The organism is Arthrobacter sp. MYb224 (assembly GCF_002975455.1).
In the GTDB taxonomy this organism is placed as follows: Bacteria; Actinomycetota; Actinomycetes; order Actinomycetales; family Micrococcaceae; genus Glutamicibacter.
Map to the genome: position 1 here is coordinate 1 of NZ_PCPU01000019.1, position 3,065 is coordinate 3,065.

Below are 3,065 nucleotides of genomic sequence, written 5' to 3' on the forward strand. Positions count from 1 at the left end.
ACATGAACCAACGATGCGTCGAGGTCGATAATCAGCGGATTGGTTGCCGTAGCCAGCCGGGCTGGATTCCGGGGCCCGGCCGCATCCCAGACTTTGGAACGCAGGCTGCGGGTCATGGTGGCGAACCCGTAGGAGAAAGCTTCTGGCTGTTCTTTGACCCGGCCCAAGAACCGGCTAACCGTGGCATCCGAGGCTACAGGACCGAAGAGTTCTGGTGCGGCTCGTAGCTGGTCGATGTCTGTGGCTTGCTCGCCGCCGGCCGCCAATGACAGGGCCAGTGCGCCGAGGATGTTTCCTGGACGGTGCGTTGCGGTAGCGGGCACGAACTGGCTGAACCGGTCCTCGCAGAGCCTGCGGAAGTCCACCGCGTTCAGGAAGCTGGTCAGCACCGACAGCCCTGCATGGGAGACCAGGGTTTGGCCGGTGAGTTGGGTCGGGATGGCAGGGAAAAGGTGGGTAGAATGGTTCACAGAAAAGGTGATCCTTCGAACGGGTATTTTGGAAGCTTAGACACTCCCATTTTCCCAGTTCAGATCACCTTTTCATCTTTTAAGTCAGTTAATGACTGCCGTCGTCATGAAATACCCGGGCTAAGCACGCACAAGTCTGCTAGGACCAAACGTCGTCTCCACGCCAGGTTGCATCGACTCCACCGTCCACGTAAATGGTCTGTCCTGTTACGTGTGTATTCTCGACACTCGCACGCCATAGCAATAACTTTGCAGTCGCGCTTGCCTAGGAATGATAGTTCAGCGGTATTGGAACGTTCGCATCCACCATGACGCGGCAAGGTTCAGTGGCCGACAGCTCCCTCGTCATATTGGTGATGACGGTTTCAGGCGCAACAGCGCTCAGCGCAAGGTAGGCCCCAGCCCAATTGGCCGTAGGGCTTTATCGACGCAACCGACGGCTGATGGATCCTTCAGAAGACGCGTAGTTCAAGTATTCGGCCGCCGGACCCTGCGCTTGCAGCTTGTCGCCAGTCCGCAATGCTTCTAGTTCATCGCCGGCAAGCATAGCGTCCACAACATCATGACAGCTCATTCCGTTGAATTCTCTTGAAGGATGGCCATCCATGATACAACCACTCCGCGAGGATCTGCAGATTCTGCAAGCAACGGCTGAAGTCGTTCCACAAATTGAACTGCACCGAAATAGTTAGCGGCTATCGTCAGCGCCTCAGGTGCAGCCATTCCCGCAGAGGCGATCACCACATCAACCTTTCCATGACATTGAAGTTTGGTCAGATCGATAGCACTCTCCCGCACTTCAACACTTCAACACTTCAACACTTCAACACTTCAACGGTCGACAATTCTGCGCAGATGTCAGTGTTGCGAAGATCCACGCCAACCACCTGTTCTGCACATTGACGAAGCAGTTCCGCAGTAGCGGCGACTATTCCGGACACAGCGCCAGTTAAAACGTAAGTTGTCATTACCTCTTGTCCGCGTACTCAACTTGGTTCATGAGTCAGAACGAACCAGAGGTCAGTCTACGTCCGGCGCCACTGTATTCGACTTAGCAGTAGCGCGAATTGTCAGGGACTATCAGACTCGGTCTATGAGACATAAAAATCAGGAATGAGAGTGACCAACAACTTATCTCCAAGAACGGCAGTTTCCGAACCATCTCGAACCGGAAAGCGAATCGCGGCCTATAGGCAATAAATGGTGCCTGCAGTCTTGATCCTGCCCCGTTTTTTCGGGGCAGGATCAAGTTTCACATGGATCTTGTTCCCATCCTGCCAGCCAGTCCCAGACTAGCTACAGGAAAGTCTCACAGTAGTATCTGCCAAAGCCCCCACAAGAAAAACGGGAAACGCAATGGCAAGCAACGATGGCGCTGCCTCAACTGCAACGCCAGCACCACCTTCAAACGAGAAGACCTCACCGCACGCAACCAACTCGCCAGCTTCGTCAACTGGCTCATGAGCAAACAAACCCAAGCAGAACACGGCGGAGGAACCGGCCGGACCTTCCGCCACCAAACCGCTTGGTGCTGGAACGTCCATCCTTTCCTGAACCACACCGCAGAAGTCTTCGACGAGATCCAAGTCGACGGTATCTACATCCGGCATGGCTGGTGCCTGCTGATCGCTATCGACCAACGGAACGTCATCGGATGGCAATGGTGCGACCGAGAAAAATCAGCGGCGTGGACAGCGTTGCTGAAGCATTTCCCTGAACCGAAAGTCGTCTTCACCGATGGCGGATCAGGGCTGATGAAAGCGATGAAAGAGTTCTGGCCCAACGTGAAGATCCAGCGGTGCCTGATTCATATCCAAGGCAATGTCCGTACCTACCTGACCCTGAACCCACGCTTGCCAGCCGGTAAGTCATTACGCATGTTTGAGCCTAAAACTCACGAATATCCGCACCCAAGAAGCAGCGGCCCAATGGATGGCCGCCTTCGCGGCCTGGCACGCCCAGCATCAATTCCTCATCAACGAACGCACCTAGGCAGCGCAATGGAACGGTGCGATGCCCCAAAGAATTCGCAGCACCCGCACCTGGTGGTACACCCATCACCGACTGCGCAAAGCGTACGAGAACATGCAGACCGCTTTGCGACGCGGTCACCTATTCACATACCTGAATGAAGATCTGCACGGGCTAGGGATCAGCTCGACAACGACCATGATTGAAGGCGCGGTGAACTCCGGGATCAGAGCAATGATTTTCTACCATCGCGGGATGCCCATTGAGCATCGCCGGCGTGCTTGCGAATGGTTCTGTTGGACCCCACAGACAAGTCAGCCGAGGAGAAACAGATTGGTCCTGATTTTTATGGGACCGCTGCCATTGCCGAGGAAGGGCACTTCGCCAGGTCTGGCTGGGGTGGACGGAGCCGCTAGAGCCTCGGTTTAGATGGGGTTTGGCCGGGTGACACACCCGGGCAGACACCATTTATTGCCTATAGGCCGGTTAAAGCGCAAAAAGGTCCCACCCCACCAGGCAGAACCACACAACCCACACACCCCGCGGGTTAAACAGGTGAGGCCCCCACACCAACAGGTGCAAGGGCCTCAAACCATCATACTAAGTTAAGTCCGGCGGTGACCT

1 protein-coding gene and 1 pseudogene are annotated in these 3,065 nt (G+C 55.4%); one reads left to right on the plus strand and one right to left on the minus strand.

Translation table 11 applies throughout. The features are described 5' to 3' along the window. On the minus strand, positions 1–470 hold a 470-nt coding region (locus CQ017_RS17735; protein WP_181150589.1), incomplete at its 3' end, for a transposase. 1,256 nt (positions 471–1,726) lie between these two features. Here CQ017_RS17735 and CQ017_RS17745 point away from each other — a divergent pair. Next, positions 1,727–2,857 (plus strand): annotated as a pseudogene (locus CQ017_RS17745) (IS1249 family transposase). Positions 2,858–3,065: the final 208 nt, after the last annotated feature.